We start from the raw sequence: 14,188 nt of genomic DNA, 5'->3' as shown, positions 1-14,188 counted from the left end.
CGTCATCGCTGCGTGGCATTCTCGAAGCGCTGCAGGACCTCCAGAAGATCAGGAGCAAGGTGACTGCGGGCCGTTTCGCCCACGTCCTGCGGCAGGCCGTGGAGTGCTTCCGCAACGGCGCCCGTGATGCAGGCCAGTGTGTCGGTGTCGCCGCCCAGGCAGACGGCGGTGCGTACGGCCTGCACCCAGTCTTCTGCCGTGAAGGCGGCCGCCAGGGCCGGTGGCAAGGTCCCTGCGGCCGAAACGTCGAAGCCGCCGCTCTTGAGGGCACGCTCCGGGTTCAGATCGTAGCCAAAGTCCTGCACGAGACGCTCCTGGACTGCGGCCCCGCTTTCGCCGCGGCGCAGCTGGAAGATGGCCAGCGCCACGGCTTGTGCAGCTGTCACGGCCGAGGGATGGTCATGGCTGACCGCCGCCTGGGCGGACGCCTGGTAGAGGACCTCTTCCTCGCTGTTCGCCAGCCAGCCGATGGCCGCTGTGCGCATGGGGGCGCCGTTGCCCCAGCTGCCGTAGGGGCCGGCATTGTCGCTCATGGCCCAGCGGATGAACATGCCGCCGTACCCGGCGTTGGGGTGCCGGCGTACGAAATCCCGCAGTCGCAGCGCATAATCGGCTCTGTCCAGGAAGGCGTCGGCCACGGCCAGGCTGCAGACACTGTCATCCGTGAAGCGGCAGTCGGCATGCCAGAGGGCGAAGTCCTGGGGTGGTTTCGAATGGCCTTCGAAGCGGGACCCGATGATATCGCCTGCGATTGCTCCCAGCATGAGTTCTCCTCCTTGTCCCAGGAGTGAGGATGCCGGCGGCTTCATTCAAGAGCAAGCGCCCGGACGGCGGAGACCGGGCAATGGCTCATTGGGCAGCGACACGCTCGCGGATCATCTCGGTGAGCCGCCGCACACCTTCGGAAGGCCGACCGGCCCGCCGGTGCAAGGCGATTTCCACGGACGTCAGTGCGGGCAGCTCCCCGTCCTCCACGATCCGCAGTTCCGGGCTGATCACACTGGGGATCAGGACGGTGACAGCAAGGCCGGCGCCGACAATGGCCTGCTGTCCCGTCAGGCTCATGCTCGTGTAGGCCACGCGCCAGCTGCGTCCGGTCTCTTCCAGGGCGGCAAGTGCCCGTTCGCGGAAAACGCAGGTGTCCTGGGGAAACAGCGAGAGCGGCAGGACGGGCTCCTGCTCGGGCTGGTGGCTGCTGGAGCTGACCCAGACCAGTGGCTCCCGGCGCAACACCTCGCCGCCCGGTGTGCGCGGATGGCGCGTGACCAGGGCGAGGTCCAGCGTGCCGGCCTCCAGCCGGCGCATCAGGCTCACCGACAGGTCGCAGGTGAGCTGCAGGTCGACGGCCGGGTACTGCTCGCGAAAGCTGCGAATGATCTCCGGAAGGTAGAAGGCGTAGTCGTCCGGCACGCCCAGCCGGACCCGACCGGAGGGCTCTCCGCTCGTCAGGTCATTCCAGGCCTGGTTGTTGAGAGTCAGGAGCTGGCGCGCATAAGCCTGCAACCGTTCGCCTGTAGGGGTCGGTTCGACTTGCCGCCCGAGGCGCCGGAACAGTGGGGCGTCCAGTTGGGTTTCCAGGCGGCGGATCTGCATGCTGACGGTGGACTGGGTGGTGTTGAAGGCGCGTGCGGCCGCCGTGAACCCGCCCGTGTCGAGGACAGCGAGGAAGATTCTGAGCAGGTCGAGATCAAAGGTACTTCGCAGTTGATTTGCCATCACAAAACACGATGAGTTTCATCAAAACTATGGATTTGAACGATCGGATACTCCCGGCTATCTGAGGTGCAGAACTTCCCGAAAAACCAGGAGTATGGCCGACCATGCGGCAAGGTTATCAGCGTATTCTCGATCGATACAACCCTAGTGAAACGATTGCATTCTCTGCGGCGCTCTTTGCCGTGGTGCTGTGGGGCCTGCTGCCTGTCCTGCGTGAGCAGGTGGCCCAGGTGCCACCGTTGCAGACGGCGGCGATCGCGCTGGCCTGTGCGGCAGGGGTCGCACGGCTGTGTGCAGGTCTCGGAGAGGGGGCCAGGGCCACGGCCGGGACAGAGGCTGCGGCCTTGCCCTTCACCCGCGGCCTTCTGCTCGCGGCCCTGCTGGTGGGGGCGATCGGGTTCTATTTCCTGGGACTGGACTGGGCGCCGCCCGAGCGGGTTACGCTGGTGACCTACACTTGGCCGCTCATGTTCGTGGCGGCGAGCGAGATCCTGCGGCAGGGACGTGTCGGTCCGCTGGTTCTCGCCGGCTGCACGCTCGCTTTCGCCGGCACCACGACAATGGTGCTCGATCAGGGGACTGCGGCGGGCTCGTTGTCAGCGAGCGGTTTCTCCTGGGGGCAGGCGACGGGATATCTCGCCGGACTGCTCAGCGGGCTCTGCTGGGTCGGCTATTCGCTTGTCCTGCGTCATGGCGTGACGCTCGGACCACGCGCCTGGCCACGGGTTTTCGGCCTGGGTGCGCTCCTCGCTCTGCTGATTCATCTGGGCTTTGAGACGGCACAGTGGCCGTTGAGCCTTGAAACGCTTGTCATCTGTGCCGTGATCGGGGCCGGTCCCTATGGCCTGGCGTTCGTGGCCTGGGCCTACGGGGTGCGGCGCGGCCCGGCCCGGATGGTAGGCGCGCTTGCCTATGCCGTGCCGTTCATTGCCTCCGGTGCGCTGGTTGCGCTGGGCGCGGCAGATCTGGACTGGCGCTTCGCGGCTGGGGGCGCGGCGATCCTGGGTGGTGTCATCCTTGCCAATCGCCAGCCCGAGCAGGCGTGACGCCTTCCACTCCGACGCACCCGGACCGCTGCCGTGTGCCGCGGCCCGGGTGATTCGTCGGCTTCAGTCCTTGAGGTTGCGCAGCAGGCTGGAGGTATCCCAGCGGCCACCGCCCATGCCCTGGATGGCGGCATAGAACTGGTCGACCAGGGCCGTGACCGGCAGCTGGGAGCCGTTGCGCTGGGCTTCGGCCAGAGCGATATTCAGATCCTTGCGCATCCAATCGACGGCAAAACCGTGGTCGAACTTGTCCTCCAGCATGGTCTTGTGCCGGTTGTCCATCTGCCAGGATTGGGCCGCGCCCTTGCCGATGACATCGAAGACCTTCTCACAATCCAGGCCGGCCTTCTGGGCGAAGTTCACGCCCTCGGCCAGGCCCTGGACCAGGCCGGCGATGCAGATCTGGTTGACCATCTTGGTCAACTGGCCGGAGCCGGCTGTGCCCATCAGGGTCACGGCACGGCCATAGCAATCCATGGCGCTCTTGGCGCTCTCGAAGGGCTTTTCGTCTCCTCCGACCATGATGGTCAGGGCGCCGTTCTCGGCACCGGCCTGTCCACCGGACACGGGTCCGTCCAGGAACCCCTTGCCCTCGGCCTTGCAGGCTTTCTCGAGTTCGCGGGCCAGCTCTGCCGAGGCGGTCGTATGGTCGACCAGGATCGCGCCGCTCTTCATGCCGGCCAGGGCGCCGTCATCGCCGTAGACCACGGTGCGCACATCGTCATCGTTGCCCACGCACATGAAGACGATATCCGCGTCCGCTGCGGCTTCCGCCGGCGTCTTGCCGCTGCTGCCGCCATGCTCCTGGGTCCACTTGGACGCCTTCTCGGCTGTACGGTTGTAGACGCGGACCTCGTGGCCCGCCTTGGCCAGGTGTCCCGCCATGGGATAGCCCATTACCCCAAGTCCCAGGAACGCCAGTTTTGTCATCTCGGTTTCCCCCCGTTTCCATGGTTTCGATTGAAGATAGCCAAGGGTAGAGGCTTTGCTTTCGACCGGCAAGGCGAGGATTTCTGGTTGATAACTACACCCTTTGGTGTAATGACGCTTGTAACATTCCTGGTGTAGGCTTGAATCCGATCACCTTGAATGAGGCTTCCAGAAAAGGAAAAAGAAGAATGAAAAAGCAGATCGCAACCACAGGGCAGAGGCCGGGGTTTACACGTCGCCAGGTCATGAAGTCCGCGGCCGCAGGGGCCGCGGTGCTTGCTGCTCCGGCCATCATCAGCCCGCGGGCGCTGTCTTCCTCGGGTGAGGTGCGGGTCTATTGCTGGGCCGGTTACTTCAGCGACGACATGCTGGCCGATTTCACCGACAAGACCGGAATCGAGGTAACCCGTGTGGAATTCGGCTCCAACGAGGAGCAGATGAATCAGGTCCGCGCCAACCAGGCCAGCGGTTTCGACCTGATCATGCCGACCATCGATCGCGTGCCCCAGTATGTCGAGGAGGGGCTTCTCTCGCCGCTCAACACAAACAATATCGACTTCGACCAGGTCATTGCCGGCAACCTGAACGGCGCCGACGAGGGTGGCGGCATGGTCGGCGGCGAGCGCTATGTGGCACCCACGGACTGGGGCACGGAGGCGCTGTCCTTCAACAAGGACGAGGCGCCGCTGGAGTACGGCAGCGCCAGTTACGGCGATCTGTGGAATCCGGATTATTCCGGTTTCGTCACCCTGCGCGGCCATTCCGGCCTGGTGGGCATAGGTCTCTGGCTGCAGGACGAGGGGCGCCTGCCTCACAGCATGCGCGAATGTTTCGCCGACGAGGAGAAGATGGCTGCCAACTACGACATCATCCTGGAGGAGGCGATCAAGAACAAAGGCAGCATCGCCCAGTTCTGGAACAACGAGAACGAGGCCCAGGGTGCGTTCCGCACCAACGGGTGCGTGATCGGCCAGACGTGGGATTCCACCGGAGCGCGTCTTTGGGACGAGGGCATGCCCATCCGCTATCTGGCGCCGAAGGAGGGCGCACTGATGTGGATCGAGGGCTTCGGCATGCTGTCGGGGGCCGAGAATATCGAACAGGCGGAAGCCTTCATCAACTGGTACTACACACCGGAAGTGGGGGCCATGTACGCCAACGAGACGAAGATCAACACCACGGTGAAGGGCGCCGAGGAGCACCTCGACGACTTCAACCGCGAATTCTTCGCCTACGCCTATCCCGAGGATGCGCTGGACAAGCTCTGGGCCTGGCCGGTCCAGGATGCCTGGTTCATCTCCAAGCGCAACGAGTATGCCGAACGCTTCCTTGCGGCATGATAACGGCTGCGGATCCGGAGACGTATGGGCGCCTCCGGAGCGCAGTTTATTCGAGAGGACGCAGACAGAGGTGTTCGGGAGAGACTCATGACGCAGGGTGTGGAACTGCGAAGCGTCAGTGTGCGCTTTGGAGACTTCACGGCCGTGGACAACGTCAGCCTGGAGATACAGGCCGGCGAGTTCTTCTCGTTCCTGGGACCGTCAGGCTGCGGCAAGACGACCCTGCTGCGGGTGGTGGCTGGCTTCCTGGAGCCCAGCGAGGGGCAGGTCCTGATCGGTGACCAGGATATGCGGGGACGCGGACCGAACAAGCGACCCACCGCCATGATCTTCCAGAATCTGGCCCTGTTTCCCCTGATGCCAGTCTGGGAGAACATTGCCTTCGGGCTCGAAGTCCAGGGATGGTCGAAGGCCCAGCGGCGCCGGAAAGCGGACGAACTGCTGGACCTGATCGCCTTGACCGGGCAGGCGGAGAAGAAAGTCTCGGAACTCTCGGGCGGACAGCGCCAGCGCGTGGCCATCGCCCGAGCCTTGGCGGTGGAGCCCTCGGTGCTGCTGCTGGACGAGCCGCTCTCGGCCCTGGACCTGAAGCTGCGCCAGCACATGCGCAGTGAATTGCGCGCCATACAGAAGAAGACGGGCGTCACCTTCATTTACATCACCCACGATCAGGGCGAGGCACTGACCATGTCGGACCGAGTGGCGGTGATGAACACGGGCCGGATCGAACAGGTGGATACCCCGGATCGCCTTTATGACGAGCCGCACAGCTATTTCGCCGCCACCTTCGTGGGCGAGAACAACCGTATTCCCGGCCGCGTTCGGGCCCGCGAGGGAGAGCTGGCCGTTCTGGAAACATCCTTCGGCGCACTTCGGGCACGTAACGTCAGGGACCTTTCCGAAGGCGCCGAGGCGATGCTGTTCGTGCGGCCGGAACGCTTGTACATGAACGGATCGGAGAACGAGGGCAATCGCCTGGAGGCAGAGATCACCCGCCGCGGCTTCGAGGGCGCCTATTTCCAGCTCGAGGCGCGCAGCGGAGAACAGCTGTTGATGGCGCAACTCCAGAACACGGCCTCGACCCCGGATCTGTCAGTCGGACGCAGGGTAGCCTTCAGCTTCCATGCGGAAGATGCCGTCCTGTTGGTGGAGGGCTGAATCGTGCAGGCGGTCCTGCAGCGCTACGGCCTGACGCTGACCAGCGTCATCATGCTGATCACGTTGCTCTGGATCATGGTCATGGTGGTCGGTCCGCAGCTGGTCATGATCGACTATTCCTTCCGGCCCAACCTGCCGCCGACCCTGCGCGGTGGGCCGGACGACAGCTACACGCTGACCAATTATCTCACCCTGGCGGACAACGAGATCCACCGAGCGATCTTCTTCAAGACCATCTGGGCCAGTGCGCTGGTCACGTTCATTACCCTGGTGGTCTGCTATCCCGTGGCCTATTTCCTGGCGCAACTGGCGCGTGGCCGGCAGGCTTCCTTCTTCGTGTTGCTGCTGGTCATTCCCTTCTGGATCAACGAGATCCTGCGCACCTTCGCTTGGTGGATCATCCTGGCCTACAACGGGCCGCTCAACCAGATCCTCGGCTACCTGGGCCTGATCGACCAGCCGATCCGCTACCTTTCGGGCGACGGCGGCGTCATCATCGGCATGGTCTACGCCTATATTCTCTTCATGGTCTTCCCACTGTACAATGCGCTGGAATCCCTCAACCGCAACCAGGTGGAAGCCGCCCGCGATCTTGGGGCCCCGGTGTGGCGCATTCACTGGCGTGTGGTGATCCCGCATGCCAAGCCCGGGATTGCCACAGGTTGCATCATGACCTTCATGCTGGCGGCCGGCTCCTATGCCGTGCCGGCCCTGCTCGGCTCTCCGGGCAGCCGCTGGTTCACCCAGATCATCTACAACTGGTTCTTCGAGGGCGGGAACTGGAACCAGGGGGCGGCCTACGCCTTCATCCTGCTGGTGCTCTGCCTTGGCTTCATCTTCGCGGCGCTCAGGCTCTTCCGCGTCGAGCTGGACGATATAGCGAAGTAGGGGATGGGCATGACTTCCGATCGCATCCTCACCTGGTTCGTCCGCGGCTACCTGGCGGTTTTCTTTACCTACCTGTTGCTGCCACTCACCCTGATGAGCGCGGCCACGTTCAACGAAAGCCGCTTTCCCACCATAACGCCCTGGGAAGGCACGACCCTTCAGTGGTTTGGCGTGCTGGCCGAGGACGCGCAGATGTGGACTGCGCTTTGGACCAGCCTGGTGGTCGGCCTGGGCGTGATCTGCGTGGCCGTGCCGATCGGAGTCTCCGGTGCCCTGTTGCTGAACGAACTCCGTACCCGGGCCAAGACCTTCATCTACGGCGTCATGGTCTCCCCCTTGCTGACGCCGGGGGTGATCATCGGCATCTCGACGCTGATCTTCTGGCAGACGCGCGGAGTCAGCGGCGGCGTCTTCCTGATGATCCTGGCGCAATCCACCTTCATCGCTGCCTATGTCATGCTGATGGTGCTGGCACGTCTGCAGCGTTTCGAGCGCGCGCAGGAGGAGGCGGCCCTGGACCTGGGCGCCACGCATTGGCAGGCCTTCCGCCGGGTCACACTGCCCTTCCTGATGCCCGCCATCCTTGCGGGCTGCCTGATCGCCTTCCTGCAGTCCTTCGAGAACTACAACACCACGGTCTTCGTGCGCGGCTTCGACACCACGCTGACGGTCTACATCGCTTCGAAGGTGCGCACCGGCGTGACCCCGGCGGTAAACGCCCTGGGCCTGATCCTGGTCTGCACCACCATCGTCGCGGCCGTCTTCTACGAACTGGCGCGTCGGCGCGAGGAGGCCCGTGCCAACGCCCGGCGCAGGGCGGCCCTGCTGGCCGAGGAGGCCAGGATATAGTCTCAGCCGTCCTTGAAGAGATAGCTGTAGCCGTTGATGGCGGGCACGCCGCCCAGGTGGGCGTAGAGCACACGCGCGCCCTCCGGAAATTCCTCGTGCCGGATCATGTCGATCATGCCCTGCATGGATTTTCCTTCATAGACCGGGTCGGTCATCATGCCCTCGAGCTGTGCCGAGAGGCGTATGGCCGCGAGGGTTTCCGCGGAGGGCAGGCCATAGGCGGGATAGGCATAGCGGGTGTCGAGCACGACCTCCTCGTCTTCAATGGCACGCCCCAGATCGACCAGGTCGGCCGTGCTGCGTGCGATGCGCAGGACAGCGTCTCGGGTCTTCGCAGGCTCGGCCGAGCCGTCGATGCCGATCACGCGGTTGGCACGGCCGTCGGCGGCGAAGCCGGCCACCATGCCGGCCTGGGTGCTGCCGGTGACCGCGCAGACGACGATGTAATCGAATTGGAAGCCCAGTTCGGCCTCCTGCTGGCGGACCTCTTCGGCGAAGCCGACGAAGCCCAGGCCGCCCAGCTTGTGATCCGAAGCACCGGCGGGTATGGCATAGGGCTTGCCACCGCGCTGACGCACGTCTTCCAGCGCGTTTTCCCAGCTTTCGCGAATGCCGATGTCGAAGCCGGCGTTTACCAGTTCCACCTCGGCGCCCATGATGCGGCTCATCTGGATATTGCCCACGCGGTCATAGACGGCGTCGTTCCAGTCGACCCAGTGCTCCTGCACCAGGCGGCACTTCATCCCCAGTTTCGCCGCCACCGCGGCGACCTGACGGGTGTGATTCGACTGGATGCCGCCGATGGTCACCAGCGTGTCGCAGCCCTGTTCGAGTGCATCCGGCACCAGGTATTCCAGCTTGCGCACCTTGTTGCCACCGAAGGCGAGGCCGCTGTTGCAGTCCTCGCGCTTGGCCCAGATCTCCACCTTTCCGCCCAGGTGGGCGCTGAGCCGAGGGAGGGGTTCGACGGGCGTGGGACCGAAGGTCAGCGGATGGCGTTTGAACTGCTCGAATTTCATCTGAATATCTCCGGAAGCCTTGTATGCGAAACCTGATATCGAGAAAGCCAGTCTATGCGCAATCAATCATGAATTCCCTGCTTTCTTTGTCATGTTTCTTGCCCTAGATTGCCTTTTCCCACGAGCAATGAGCAATCGGAATGAACAAGGAAGCCCGTCCACGCAATAAGGTGCAGGAAAGCGAGCGCGCGCTCTCGGCCCTGGATCGGATCGACCGTCGGATTCTCAACCTCCTGCAACGCGATGCGCGGATGACCAACGAGGAATTGGCCCAACGGGTCGGTCTCTCGCCGGCGCCCTGTTCGCGTCGGGTCAAGCGCCTGCGGCAGGAAGGCTACATCCTGCGCGACGTGGCCTTGGTGGACACCGCGAAGACCGGTCATGCCCTGATTGCCTTCGTCAGCGTCGAACTGGACCGCCAGCGCGAGGATGCGCTGGCCGCGTTCGAGCGCCACATCTCCACGCAGCCCGAGGTGCAGCAATGCTATTTCATCTCGGGCGAGAGCGACTACCTGCTGCTGGTCTCCTGCCGCGACATGGAGCACTACAACGACTTCGTGCGCGACGTCCTGGCGCGTGAGCACAACATCCGGCGATTCCGCACCAGTTTCACCCTGCGCCGGGTGAAGTACGACACGGCCGTGCAGATCGAGGAATAGGGCGCACTCCGGTTGCGTTCAGCGCGGCAGGACAATGGGGAAGTGGCCTGCCCAGCGTGTGCCGTCCTCGTCATCGAGGGCCTTCAGCTCCACGCTCAGGCGTGCCTTTTCCGCTTCGCTGAGCCGGCTGTAGATCCAGTCCTCCCCGTTCAGGGGTTCGCCGGCCACGTACATCTGGGTGGTCAGGGTCTCTCCCTCCGGGGGATGGACCTTGAAATGGATGTGGGGCGTGCGCGAGCCATAGGGCACGGGGCGAATGGTGCGAAAGCCGTAGCGGCCCTCGCTGTCGCTGCGGGTGGTGCCGTAACCCTGGAAAAGAGGATCGCGTGCACCCTCCCTGTCATCGCCGCTGTGCAGATAGCGTCCCCCGGCATCGGCCTGCCAGATCTCGATGCGGCATTCCGGGAAGGGAGTGCCGTCCGCATCCAGGACCCGGCCCTGCAGTTCCAGGATCTCGCCCTCGGCCCTGCTGTCCGCCTCGGCGAGGCGGACGAGATTGTTGTCACGCTCGGCCGGCAGGGAGTCGGGATAGAAGGGCCCCTCGGTCTGGCTCGGCGTCAAACCTTCCGGAGCTGTGCCTGCCAAGGCAGGCAGGCGCGTGCCGAAGGCTGCTCCGGCGAGGGCCAATGGCCCGCTTAGCAGGAAAATCCGCCTCGTCAAATATGCCATGCTCTCGTCCTTTCCGGCGCCCCGCCCGAAAGGCGACGCCGTTTCACGCTGCGATATCGACGATCAGCCGTCCACGCACCTTGCCGGCCAGGATCTTCTCGGCCGCCGGGATCACCTCGGACAGGCCGACCGTGTGGCTGATCCGTTCCAGGGCCTCCGCATCCAGTTCCCGGGCCAGGTTCTCCCAGGCCTTCAGGCGCAGATGGCGCGGCGTATAGACGCTTTCCACACCGGCCAGGGTGATGTTGCGCAGGATGAAGGGCGCCACCGTGGTCGGCAGGTCCATGCTGGCCGCCAATCCGCAGGCGGCCACCAGTCCGTCCTGGCGAGCGCTGGCCAGGACATTGGCCAGAATCTGTCCGCCCACAGTGTCGACGGCGCCGGCCCAGACACCTTTCTGCAAGGGTTTGCCGGGTTCGCCATAGGGGGCGCGATCGATCACCTCGCTTGCCCCCAATGCGTTGAGATAACTCGATTCCGAAACACGGCCGGTCATGGCGCTGACCTGGAAGCCGCGCCCGGCCAGCAACCTGACGGCCACGCTGCCGACGCCGCCGGAGGCGCCGGTCACCAGGACCGGGCCATTCTCGGGCTTGAGCCCAAGTTCCTCCAGCCGCATGACGCAAAGCATGGCCGTGAAGCCGGCCGTGCCGACGGCCATGGCCTGGGCGAGCGTCATGCCCTTGGGCAGCGGTACAAGCCAGTCCCCCTGGACCCGTGCGCGTTCCGCATAGCCACCCCAACGCTCTTCCCCCAGGCCCCATCCGGTCAGGATGACCTCGTCGCCGGGCTTGAAGTCACCATGGCTGCTCTCCGCCACGACGCCGGCGAAGTCGACGCCGGGAATCATGGGAAAGCTGCGCACCACCGGTCCCTTGCCGGTGATCGCCAGGCCGTCCTTGTAGTTGAGGGTGGAGTACGTCACGTCGACCAGAACGTCGCCCTCGGGCAGGTCCGTCTCGTCCACCTCTGTGATCTCGGCGTGGGTCTTCTTGTCCTCGTCGCGGGTCAATAGCAGGGCACGAATGGCGAAATCCTCCCGTTTGCTGGCAATGGACAGGTGGGACGATAGCGTAGCTTTAAGCCACCGGCAAATCTGCTGGCAGCGAGGCCTAGATCACTTTGCCCGGATTCAACAGGCCTTGCGGATCCAGGGCCGTCTTCAGCTTCTCCATGACGGCGAGCTCGGCCTCGCTGCGATAGCGGCGCAGGGCATCGCGCTTCATGGACCCGACGCCGTGCTCGGCCGAGAAACTGCCGCGATACTCCTGCACCAGATCATAGACCGCCCAGGTGACCTCCTTGTGACGGGTGGCCAGGCTGCCATCGGGAGTGTCCAGGTCGTGACATATGTTGAAGTGCACATTGCCGTCGCCGACGTGTCCGAAGGCGATCAGCATGGCGTCCGGGGCGATGGCCTGTACTTTTTCGATCGCGGTTTCGATGAAGTCGGCCATGTCGGAGATGGGGACCGAAACGTCATGCTTGAGCAGGTGCGGCATGTCGTTGTGGGCTTCGACAAGGGCTTCACGAATGCGCCAGAGCTGGGCGCGCTGGCCTTCATTGCTGGAGACCGTACCGTCGACCACCAGACCTTCCTCCATCAGGCGCTCGATCAGCCCTTCCAGCATTTCAAACAGGCCGGAGCCTTCCTTGCTGGCGGAGACCTCAAGCAGGGCATACCAGGGGTAATCCCCCTCGACGGGATCCACGACATCGGGAACGCGGTTGCAGGCCAGCGTGATGCCGTTCTGGGGCATCATCTCGAACGCCGAGAGCCGGTCGTTCGTGCTTTCCCGGGCGATGGCGAAGCTTTTCATGACAGCCGGCAGGGAGGGGAAGGCCAGAAGCGCGCATTCGCGTTCGGCCACGGCCGGATAGAGTTTCAGGACCGCCCCGGTCACGACGCCCAGGATGCCTTCGGAGCCGATGAAGAGCTGCTTCAGGTCGATGCCCGTGTTGTCCTTGCGCAGGGCGCGCATCATGTCGAGGACGGTGCCATCGGCCAGAACGACTTCCAGGCCCAGGATCAGGTCGCGTGTGTTGCCGTAGCGTAGAACGGCCGTGCCGCCGGCGTTGGTCGAGATCGAACCGCCGATCTGGCAGGAGCCTTCCGCCCCATAGCTGAGCGGGAAGAGGCGGTTGGCGTCAGCGGCCGCCTTCTGGACGTCCGCCAGGATGCAGCCGGCGTCCACCGCCATGGCATGGTTCTTCTCGTCCAGCCAGCGCACCTTGTTCATGCGTGCCAGGCAGAGAATGACCTCGTGATCCGGGCGAGACGGAACACCGGCCCCCGTCAGACCGGTGCGTCCGCCCTGGGGAATAACCGAAAGGCCATGTTCGGTGCAGAGGCGCAGCGCTTCGGCCACCTGTTCGGTGGTTTCCGGGCGCAGAACGGCCAGAGGGGCATTGTCCACTTCCCCCATGAAGTCACGGCCGTATTCCCGGGCCTCTTCGCCCGTCAGCAGGCCCTTCGGACCCAGCAGCTCCTCGAGGCCCTCCGGAAGGTTCGTGCGTTGCAGCTCCAGTGAAGTCATGTCTCGCCTTCCCTAAAGGTATTTCGTCCGGGTGTGTCTTCGATTTCCTCGAATTGTCCGCTCGATGGGCGCTTCCTGCAAGGGCGTTGCCGTTTGCAGGTGCGAGGTTGTCCAGCCACAGGCCGAAAGGAACGGGTTGTGACCCGATCTTCCTGCCCGTTTCGAGGGCGCACACACGCTCATGACTTTGTCACCGGACAGGGGGCTTTCCCGCTTGCCGTTCTGGGGCAGAACACTAGCCTTCAAGTGGCAAGAAGCTGGAGGACAAGGATCGATGGTGATTTTGCTGCGTTCCGTGCTCTGGGGACTGGGCCTGTTCCTGGCTGTTGCGACGCTGTTGCCCTTTTTTCCAGGTGAGGCCTGGTGGATCCGCATATTCGACTTTCCCCGAATGCAACTGGCAGCCCTGTTGGCCCTTGTCTTCCTGCTCTGCCTTGCCGCCTTTGACTGGCACCAGCGGCGATTCTGGTTCCTGGCAGGAGCGGTGCTCGCCTGCCTCGTCTATCAGTCGGCACGTATGCTGCCCTATACGGGCCTTTGGCCGGAACAGGCCGTCTCGGCCAGGCAGGGGCAGTGTTCCGAGGACAGCCGTCTCAGCCTGATGATATCCAACGTCCTGCAGGACAATCGCGACAGCCAGGCCGTGCTGGATCGGGTTGGTGAATACGCGCCCGATCTGCTGCTGCTGATCGAGACCAACGGCTGGTGGGCCGAGGCGATGGCGCCCCTGGAGGAAGAGTACAAGGAGGTCGTGGCCCAGCCGCAGGAGAACAAGTACGGATTGCTCCTCTTCTCGCGGCTGGACCTGATCGAGCCGCAGGTGCGCAGGCTGGTCGAGGAAGAGGTGCCGTCGATCCATTCCGGAGTGCGCCTGCCCTCGGGGGTCGAGGTCGTGTTCTACGGGCTGCATCCGCGGCCGCCGGAGCCGAAGCAGGATACCGAGGAGCGCGATGCGGAACTCGTCCTGGTGGGCCGTGAAGCGCGGGAGGTGGATGTCCCGGCCATCGTTGCAGGAGATCTCAACGACGTGGCCTGGTCGGACACGACCCGGCTGTTCCAGGAACTGAGCGGACTGCTCGACCCCAGGATCGGGCGCAGTCTCTATTCCAGTTATCATGCGCAGTGGCCCATCCTGCGCTGGCCCATCGATCACGTATTCTTCAGTCCGGATTTCACGCTGCTGCGCATGAGCCGTCTGGAGCCCGTGGGCTCGGACCATTTCCCCATTCTGGTCGAACTCTGTCATCAGCCCGCCAACGAGGGGCAGTCGAACTCTCCCGATGCCGAGCCGGAGGACCAGAAGGAAGCGCGCGAAACCATCGAGGAAGGACGGGAGGCTGAGAAAGAGGAGTAAAACCTGCATTCCTCGATCAGCGG

General features: G+C 64.0%; 14 protein-coding genes. 7 read left to right on the top strand and 7 right to left on the bottom strand.

All coding sequences use genetic code 11. The features are described 5' to 3' along the window. Window positions 1–2: 2 nt before the first annotated feature. The gene (locus tag ACFOW6_RS17100; RefSeq protein WP_382423644.1) at window positions 3–764 is read right to left on the bottom strand and encodes an ADP-ribosylglycohydrolase family protein; all 762 of its coding nucleotides are present in this window, start codon (window positions 762–764) and stop codon (window positions 3–5) included. 85 nt (window positions 765–849) lie between these two features. Beyond that, window positions 850–1,716, bottom strand: coding sequence for a LysR family transcriptional regulator (locus ACFOW6_RS17095; protein WP_382423643.1), 867 nt, complete (start codon window positions 1,714–1,716; stop codon window positions 850–852). Window positions 1,717–1,820: 104 nt separating this feature from the next. On the opposite strand from ACFOW6_RS17095, the gene ACFOW6_RS17090 reads away from it, so the two are divergent. Continuing rightward, window positions 1,821–2,762 carry a DMT family transporter gene (locus ACFOW6_RS17090; protein WP_382423642.1) on the top strand — a complete coding sequence of 314 codons (942 nt, stop codon included), beginning with the start codon at window positions 1,821–1,823 and terminating at the stop codon, window positions 2,760–2,762. Window positions 2,763–2,825: 63 nt separating this feature from the next. On the opposite strand, the gene ACFOW6_RS17085 is transcribed toward ACFOW6_RS17090, so the two are convergent. Beyond that, window positions 2,826–3,692 (bottom strand): NAD(P)-dependent oxidoreductase, encoded by an 867-nt coding sequence (locus ACFOW6_RS17085; RefSeq protein ID WP_382423641.1) that lies wholly within the window; start codon window positions 3,690–3,692, stop codon window positions 2,826–2,828. 188 nt (window positions 3,693–3,880) lie between these two features. Here ACFOW6_RS17085 and ACFOW6_RS17080 point away from each other — a divergent pair, with 188 nt between their 5' ends. The 4 genes from ACFOW6_RS17080 (at window position 3,881) to ACFOW6_RS17065 (ending at window position 7,927) form a co-directional block, all read left to right on the top strand. Then, a complete protein-coding gene (locus tag ACFOW6_RS17080) occupies window positions 3,881–5,032 on the top strand; it encodes an extracellular solute-binding protein (protein ID WP_382423640.1) in 1,152 nt (383 codons plus the stop codon). A gap of 87 nt (window positions 5,033–5,119) precedes the next feature. Continuing rightward, a complete protein-coding gene (locus tag ACFOW6_RS17075) occupies window positions 5,120–6,190 on the top strand; it encodes an ABC transporter ATP-binding protein (RefSeq protein WP_382423639.1) in 1,071 nt (356 codons plus the stop codon). A gap of 3 nt (window positions 6,191–6,193) precedes the next feature. After that, window positions 6,194–7,078: an ABC transporter permease gene (locus ACFOW6_RS17070; RefSeq protein ID WP_382423638.1), complete on the top strand. Its 885-nt coding sequence runs from the start codon at window positions 6,194–6,196 to the stop codon at window positions 7,076–7,078. A 9-nt stretch (window positions 7,079–7,087) separates the two neighbouring features. Next, window positions 7,088–7,927 (top strand): ABC transporter permease, encoded by an 840-nt coding sequence (locus tag ACFOW6_RS17065; protein WP_382423637.1) that lies wholly within the window; start codon window positions 7,088–7,090, stop codon window positions 7,925–7,927. A gap of 2 nt (window positions 7,928–7,929) precedes the next feature. Here ACFOW6_RS17065 and ACFOW6_RS17060 read toward each other — a convergent pair whose 3' ends face one another. Then, a complete protein-coding gene (locus tag ACFOW6_RS17060) occupies window positions 7,930–8,946 on the bottom strand; it encodes a 1-aminocyclopropane-1-carboxylate deaminase (protein WP_382423636.1) in 1,017 nt (338 codons plus the stop codon). A gap of 140 nt (window positions 8,947–9,086) precedes the next feature. Here ACFOW6_RS17060 and ACFOW6_RS17055 point away from each other — a divergent pair, with 140 nt between their 5' ends. Continuing rightward, on the top strand, window positions 9,087–9,605 hold the full coding sequence (locus ACFOW6_RS17055; RefSeq protein ID WP_382423635.1) for an Lrp/AsnC family transcriptional regulator: 519 nt from the start codon (window positions 9,087–9,089) through the stop codon (window positions 9,603–9,605). Window positions 9,606–9,623: 18 nt separating this feature from the next. Here the strand turns inward: ACFOW6_RS17055 and ACFOW6_RS17050 are convergent, their stop codons facing one another. The 3 genes from ACFOW6_RS17050 to ACFOW6_RS17040 form a co-directional block, all read right to left on the bottom strand. Then, window positions 9,624–10,274, bottom strand: a complete 651-nt coding sequence (locus tag ACFOW6_RS17050; RefSeq protein ID WP_382423634.1) for a dioxygenase family protein — start codon at window positions 10,272–10,274, stop codon at window positions 9,624–9,626. 43 nt (window positions 10,275–10,317) lie between these two features. Then, on the bottom strand, window positions 10,318–11,286 hold the full coding sequence (acuI, locus tag ACFOW6_RS17045) for an acrylyl-CoA reductase (NADPH) (protein WP_382423633.1): 969 nt from the start codon (window positions 11,284–11,286) through the stop codon (window positions 10,318–10,320). Between the two features lie 100 nt (window positions 11,287–11,386). Then, on the bottom strand, window positions 11,387–12,811 hold the full coding sequence (locus ACFOW6_RS17040) for an FAD-binding oxidoreductase (RefSeq protein WP_382423632.1): 1,425 nt from the start codon (window positions 12,809–12,811) through the stop codon (window positions 11,387–11,389). A gap of 274 nt (window positions 12,812–13,085) precedes the next feature. Here ACFOW6_RS17040 and ACFOW6_RS17035 point away from each other — a divergent pair, with 274 nt between their 5' ends. Next, a complete protein-coding gene (locus tag ACFOW6_RS17035; RefSeq protein WP_382423631.1) occupies window positions 13,086–14,165 on the top strand; it encodes an endonuclease/exonuclease/phosphatase family protein in 1,080 nt (359 codons plus the stop codon). The last annotated feature ends 23 nt before the right edge of the window (window positions 14,166–14,188 follow it).

Origin of the sequence: Fodinicurvata halophila (assembly GCF_042651425.1) — a bacterium.
GTDB lineage: Bacteria > Pseudomonadota > Alphaproteobacteria > Kiloniellales > DSM-21159 > Fodinicurvata > Fodinicurvata halophila.
This window is presented reverse-complemented; position numbering and strand designations above follow the sequence as displayed.